Source organism: Neochlamydia sp. AcF95 (genome assembly GCF_018342455.1).
Taxonomy (GTDB): Bacteria; Chlamydiota; Chlamydiia; order Chlamydiales; family Parachlamydiaceae; genus Neochlamydia.
On sequence record NZ_JAEMUC010000006.1, the window covers coordinates 22,359 to 28,453 of the forward strand.

A 6,095-nucleotide genomic window follows, 5' to 3' on the forward strand; every position below is an offset into this window, starting at 1 on the left:
CCCATGAATATCCTTATCTATGTCATGAGCCTTTTAATGATGCTTACTTTATTGACTTATGGACGTTTAGAAATTTATCGTAGCTTTGTAATTACCCAAAAAGAGCTAGAGCGTTACAGAGCTAAGATTGGCCATAGGGCTATCGATAACGGCGCTAAGCAATGGTACGCGTGGACTACTTTTTCAAATAAAGAGAATAGCAAAAAAAATTCGGCTCCTAAAGAAGCAAGTCCCCTAATCAATCTCTATTGGCTACTTCATCCGGAAGCTAGAAATTTTTATCCTCAAGTCGAAGCTACTTACCGCGAACTATTAAAAAAGATTATCCATCAAGTTTTTGGCGAGCAAGCAAATTTTAAGGAAGCCGTAAATAGCAATCCTCAACTGGTTGATGAACTTATTCAAGCAATTGAAGCCGCTGGCCATAAATTAGCGCTTGAAAATAACCCTATAAAAACCAAAAATGGCTTAGAAAACTTAGATTTAGGCCAGCCTTTTCTCCAAGATATTTACTATTCATTGCTTAAAGGATACAATTTGAATCCAGCTGTAAATCTAGGAAATAAGCATTTTAATCTGCCTGCCGAAAATATAAATACCCTGGATAGCAGCGAGAATAGGAAATCTTTAGATGAAAACTTTGAAGAATATAAATATAATGCCCATACAATTTCCTTATTGGACTTTGTTACGCTTAACTCTCAAAAGACTAAAATAAGAGTGTATTTAGCCCCTAAAGCTATCCTATTAGCCATTTTTGGAGATCCCTCTACGGTGGAAGAAATCTTACAACAGCGCATCAGTCTTTACTATCAGGTTAAAAAAGCTGAAGATAATCAGCTAGCCACCGAACAATTTAAACATGCCTTTGCAGCACGTGCTATTAATATGCCAGAAACAATGCTAGATTTTACCGTAACAGCTACGGATCCGCGCCACTATAAGGTACCATGAATCTACCCAACATTTTACGACTAGCCCTCGAACAGGAGGCCCACGCGTTAAGGGGAAATGCTTTACAATATGCTACTCAAGAGCTGAGCGAGCGTTATCGCAATGAGAAGCAACGTCAAAAAATTATGCAGAGCAAACAACGTTTTGTTAGCAGCCCCGAGCACCGTATAGCCTACCTACTTTCACGTATGCCAGCAACTTTTGAAGCTATAAGATACGTTTTAAATGAATTAAAAGAGCGTTATGAGGGAGTCTTGGGCTCTGTACTCGATGTAGGAGCAGGCCCAGGTACAGCTATGTGGGCTGTTTCCGAGCTATTTTCGCATGCTTGCAAAATCACTCTCCTTGAGCAGGATAATTTTTTAATTTCTTTAGGCAAAAAATTAGCTTTGCAAGCTAAGACTCTTTTATTCAGAGAGGCGCACTGGGTGGAAGGAGATGTTTTAAAACGAGATTGTTTTCCAGAAAGTGATCTAATCCTTGTATCTTATGCCATGGGAGAATGGCCTCAGCCAGTATGGGAAGAGATAATTAGAAAACTATGGAAAAGTGCTAGGCAAGCTTTGGTCATTATTGAACCGGGCACCATGCTAGGATTTCAGGTGATTAGGCAAATACGCCAGCACCTCATCGACTTACAGGCCCATATTTTAGCGCCATGCCCCCACCAGCATGCATGCCCTATGACAGAAAAAGATTGGTGCCACTTTAGTGTTCGCTTAGAAAGATCCCCCCTTCACAAGCAAGCAAAAGGTGCTCTTCTTGGCTATGAAGATGAAAAATTTTCTTACATCATTTGCACGAAAGCTGCTACCACTTTGCCGGAAGCACGTATTTTACGTCATCCTCACAAGCACTCGGGCCATCTAAGTTTAAAGCTCTGCACGCAAAACGATGGATTAACTGATAGAATAATTTCGCGACGCCATGGAGAGCTCTATAAAAAAGCCCGTAACTTAGATTGGGGAGATAGTCTGTAACCTACATTCTAATATCTTTTTAGACAGCTTCCTCTGTGACTTTGGTATAACAATTAAATGTGCCATTAAAAATAATTTTAATTTATTAAAATCCTTCCCTTTATTTCATCTTATTAATAAATATTTAGCAATGGTTATATACTACAAACAATTACTTAGCCAACCTGCCGATTAAGTAGATAATTTTTTTTTCATTCTTACTTGAACAAAAACACAAATATTCATAGGCTGTGGAAAAAACTTTTGAAGAAAATTGGCATCTGCTATGGCAAAAAATTTCTCCTCACTTTGCAGCCTCTCTAATGATGAAGCACTTTATCACCTTTTAAAAAAAGAACATGATTATTATAAAGACATTTTAACTCTTACTCATTATGAACATGAAAAGTTAATTTCAAAACAGCCTCCTCAGGAAATGCATTCTCTTCTTAGCAAGAAAAAGGCTTTGGTAGCCTGTATACGCGACATCGAAAAAACCTTGACACCCCTTAAAAAGCATTGGATAAATAAATCTTCTCACGACCCTTCTTCTTTGCAAATTAACGAACTGCTGACTTCTTTATGTGATATTCTTAAAGAAATTTTACAGCTCGATCTTGTTAACCAAAAATTGCTAAAAAACCTTCTTTCGCAGCTCCCACAAGTAGAGATGGATGATAAAAAAATCTAAATTTGTTTGACGGAAAATTTTAATATAAAGTTGAGACAACTATAACCCCTACTTTCTAAGATATAAACCTTGATATAGCCTAGGAAAGGATTGGCTTTTTAAATTTTCCTTTCATTAGGGTTTTAGAAATAAACCCCCAGGTATTAAACATACGTATAGTTTACACCTACTAATTTACCATTCCTTCTGCAAGCGCTTTATTTTAATAAAAAACATATAAAAGCAAGCGAAGAGCTAGATAGAGAACGAATTGTTAAATAACCCTTACAAAGCTTTTACAGGGAAGTTAATATGCCTATTGAAAAAGTACTTATCGTTGACGATGAAGCCTTGATAAGGGATTTTTTAGCTGAAACATTAAAAAGAAAATCTTTGGATGTCACGACTGCTGAGGACGGGCTTAAAGCTCTAGCTCTAGTCAAGGAACACCTGTTTGATATCGTTATTACCGATATGAAAATGCCCGATTTAACAGGAATCGACTTACTACAAAAAATTAAAGAAATTTCTCCCCAAACAATCATCATAGTGATAACCGCTTATGGAAGCATTGAAAACGCTGTGGAAGCCATGCGTTTGGGAGCCTACAATTATTTAATCAAACCTTTTTCTCCCGACACCCTAGAAGCAGTTTTACAAAAGGCTCGTGAGCATCTAACCCTTATCCACGAAAATCATTATCTTCGTCAGCAGGGACCAGGTAGCGCCTCCCAATCTCTAGTAATTGGAGACAGCATAGCTATAAAAAAAATCATGGAGGATGTGGTTCAGATTGCTAAAAGTAATGCTAGCGTATTTATCAATGGAGAGTCTGGTACTGGCAAAGAAGTGATTGCGCAAGCCATCCACTTCCATTCGCAACGCTCCCACAAATCCTTTATCAAGGTTAACTGTGCCGCCATTCCTGAAACTTTGGTAGAAGCCGAGTTTTTTGGCCATGAAAAAGGAGCTTTTACAGGAGCGAATGCCAAAAGATTAGGACGATTTGAGCTAGCTAATTCAGGTACTCTTTTACTTGATGAAGTAACAGAAATTCCTATAATTCTTCAGGCCAAGCTTTTGCGCGCTATTCAAGAACAAGAATTTGAGCGTATTGGGGGAACAAAAGCGGTTAAAGTGGATGTAAGGATCATCTCGACTTCTAATCGTGATATCAAGGAGGCTATCTTTCATAAACACCTGCGCGAAGATCTTTATTATCGCTTAAATGTCATCCCTATCCATCTACCGCCTTTAAGGGAGAGAAGAGAGGATATTATTCCATTAGCCAGACATTTTCTGGAAAAATTTTGCAATGAAAACCATAAAGAAAACAAACAGCTTTCCTTAGAAGCAGAGAAAAAACTATTAGCTTATCCATGGCCCGGCAATGTACGCGAGCTTGCTAATATTATCGAACGAGCAGTGGTAATGGATAGCACCAACAAAGTTTTGCCTGATCACCTATTCATTGATCTTCAAGCAAGTTTTAAACCAGAAAAATCACAAGCAGAAAACAAAGAATTTCCTACAGGGCTTTCCTTACAAGAGCTTGAAAAGCGCTTAATTATTGAGACTTTCCATCAACAAGATAATAACCCAACCAAAACTGCTAAAATTCTAGGAATAAGCACACGTAAGCTACGCAATAAGCTCCAAGAGTATAGTCTTTTAGAATTAGCCGAATAAGGGCTAATTTTAGAACATCTTTAGAAAAAGCCTTTAGAGATTTTGTAAAAAAGCTGGGTCGTTTGGGCTTGTGCTTCCCCTCTTGTCTCCCGAAGAGATTAATATTTGGATAATTTTTCTATTATATCTTCTAAAAACCTATGAGTGCATAACCAAAAAAGAAATCAACCTTTTCCCAAGCTGCCCCCCCCCCCCTCCAACGAGCTTTTTATTGAGTAGAGGATGACACGCTTAAAAAAGCTCACGTCTGCATACCTAACCCTCTAAAAGCTGTCTCTTTAGCTAATAAAATATTTTTATGGGATTAAGCGATTGCATAAAGAGGAGCGTAAAAGCGTCTTGCATAAAGAGTTGCCAAAAAGGGAATTACTTATTTAATTGGAATTTATTAACCGTTATCGATATAATTCGTTGTAGATCCTGCCTCACTCTCGAATTTTTTCCCTATTATTTTATTTGAATAAGGAGATATTTCTATCATGCAAGCTATTTTACTATCTTTACTAGCCGCCGGGGGTTCAGCCTCATCTAATCTGTTTTTTCGCAAAAACTCTCAACATTCCTCTGCCTCTAACCCTACTACCTACCTCTTAGCTTTCTATCTAACTTCTTTCCTATTTTCCTTTATCCTTTATCCTACTATTTTTTTCGAAAGCCTTAATGTAAAAATGTTAGGAATTGGAGCTTTTGTAGGGCTTTTAAATATAGCGTTAATGTTTTTTACCTCTTGCGCCTTACATAAAGGGCCAGCTGGATTAACCTTCGCCTTTCAAAATACCAGCGCCGTTTTTCCAGGAATGATTTTGTTTGCTTTATTTGGCTCAGAAAATGGCTTTTCTTACTCTTATCAAAAACTATTAGGCATTTTATTAGTCATAGGAGGCCTCTTCCTAGGCGCCAGAGGTGAGGCTAAGGGCAGCTTAAAAAGCTTATATCCTTGGTTAAAATATGCTCTTGCCTGCTTAGCTGTCCAAATAATTGCCTTAACATTTATGCAAGCACGTTGTGTGATATGTCCTACCATGGAAACAACGGCCCCCAGTTATGCTCTTGTCAGCAGAGAGGATGTGAGCTTCATGTTAGGACAATTTGGGGTAGCTTGTCTAATTCAAGCCATTTATTTCCTTCGCCAAATGAATGCATGGACTACCACTACCACCATGTATGGGGTTTTAGCGGGCTTGGCCAATTTTGCTTCCACAGCTTTATTACTCTTAGCCACCAAATGGGCTCTTCCCATAGAAAAAGGTGTTTTATTTCCTTGTTTTGCTGTGGGTACCATCATCGCCTGTAATATATGGGCTAATAGGCTGTATGGAGAAAAATTCAATTATACTTCTAATGCTATTTGCGCAGGTGGAATTATACTCAGCCTTCTAGCATAGTTTTTTCCAAGATGCCAGGCAAAATTTTATAAGTATCCTCATCTTTCTTGCGGTATTAAATTTTGCTGTTTCTTCTACCTTCCTTACTTTATTAGAAGGGCAATAGGCTGCTTTCGCTCTATTGCTCTTCTTAGCACAAACCTATAATTAAGCCTCCTGTAGATAAACGATTAGCTTAAAAAACAGCTTACCTTGGCAGCGTGCCCTATCCATATTGCTGTTTTAGTGCACATCCGGATAGGTAGCAATATCTCTTACTTACCTAAAAGAGTTTTGCAGCGTTTTTATATCCTCCCACCTAATAAAAAGCTTACACCAGGAAATTCCTACAAATCTTAAAATCTCTTTCAAAAGATTGCTAATACCATTTAAACGAACTCCGTAAGTAGCAGCTATTGAGAATTGCAAACAGCCTTTTTCTAAATTCAAATAAGGAGG

At 38.0% G+C, this 6,095-nt stretch carries 6 protein-coding genes; 5 read left to right on the plus strand and 1 reads right to left on the minus strand.

The window, feature by feature from the left end; translation table 11 throughout:
• Nucleotides 1–3: 3 nt before the first annotated feature.
• The 5 genes from NEOC95_RS00385 (at nucleotide 4) to NEOC95_RS00405 (ending at nucleotide 5,657) form a co-directional block, all read left to right on the plus strand.
• A complete protein-coding gene (locus tag NEOC95_RS00385) occupies nucleotides 4–954 on the plus strand; it encodes a hypothetical protein (protein WP_213150953.1) in 951 nt (316 codons plus the stop codon).
• Nucleotides 951–1,934, plus strand: a complete 984-nt coding sequence (locus NEOC95_RS00390) for a small ribosomal subunit Rsm22 family protein (RefSeq protein ID WP_213150954.1) — start codon at nucleotides 951–953, stop codon at nucleotides 1,932–1,934. Before NEOC95_RS00385 ends, NEOC95_RS00390 begins: the two co-directional genes overlap by 4 nt.
• A gap of 265 nt (nucleotides 1,935–2,199) precedes the next feature.
• On the plus strand, nucleotides 2,200–2,604 hold the full coding sequence (gene flgN, locus NEOC95_RS00395) for a flagellar export chaperone FlgN (protein WP_166158568.1): 405 nt from the start codon (nucleotides 2,200–2,202) through the stop codon (nucleotides 2,602–2,604).
• Nucleotides 2,605–2,895: 291 nt separating this feature from the next.
• Nucleotides 2,896–4,272: a sigma-54-dependent transcriptional regulator gene (locus tag NEOC95_RS00400; RefSeq protein ID WP_213150955.1), complete on the plus strand. Its 1,377-nt coding sequence runs from the start codon at nucleotides 2,896–2,898 to the stop codon at nucleotides 4,270–4,272.
• A gap of 479 nt (nucleotides 4,273–4,751) precedes the next feature.
• Nucleotides 4,752–5,657 carry a hypothetical protein gene (locus NEOC95_RS00405; protein ID WP_166158574.1) on the plus strand — a complete coding sequence of 302 codons (906 nt, stop codon included), beginning with the start codon at nucleotides 4,752–4,754 and terminating at the stop codon, nucleotides 5,655–5,657.
• A gap of 258 nt (nucleotides 5,658–5,915) precedes the next feature.
• On the opposite strand, the gene NEOC95_RS00410 is transcribed toward NEOC95_RS00405, so the two are convergent.
• On the minus strand, nucleotides 5,916–6,095 hold a 180-nt coding region (locus NEOC95_RS00410), incomplete at its 5' end, for a hypothetical protein (RefSeq protein WP_213150957.1).